The 286-nt window shown below is 54.2% G+C and carries 1 protein-coding gene; it reads right to left on the bottom strand.

Annotated features, from left to right (window positions below; genetic code table 11):
* Positions 1-13 precede the first annotated feature (13 nt).
* Positions 14-286: SNF2-related protein (locus SB775_RS28820; protein ID WP_410864616.1), on the bottom strand; the 273-nt coding region annotated here is incomplete at its 5' end.

Here is a 286-nt window from a genome sequence, read left to right as displayed (position 1 = left end):
GGGCGTAGAGAGATTAATGCGCTTTTACGGCTTTGGCGGTTTGGGTCGCCGGATTTTTGAATGCTTGCGCTTCATCGAAGAAAATCGTATGGAACGCCCAGTCTTTGTACGCCCCCCGGGCCATCCGCAGCGCCGGGTAAGAAGTGATATACACATCGCCGGGCTGTTTTAAAGCGCGCGACCGATTCGCTTTCGGGCCGTCGACGATGACCGTCTGGATATCCGGTGCAAAGCGTTCGAATTCGGCTTGCCAATTATACATAAGCGAAGAAGGCGCAACGATCAG

The organism is Peribacillus sp. SIMBA_075 (assembly GCF_046534585.1).
The sequence above is the reverse complement of the archived record's forward strand: the minus strand, read 5'-3'. Positions and strand labels throughout refer to the sequence as shown.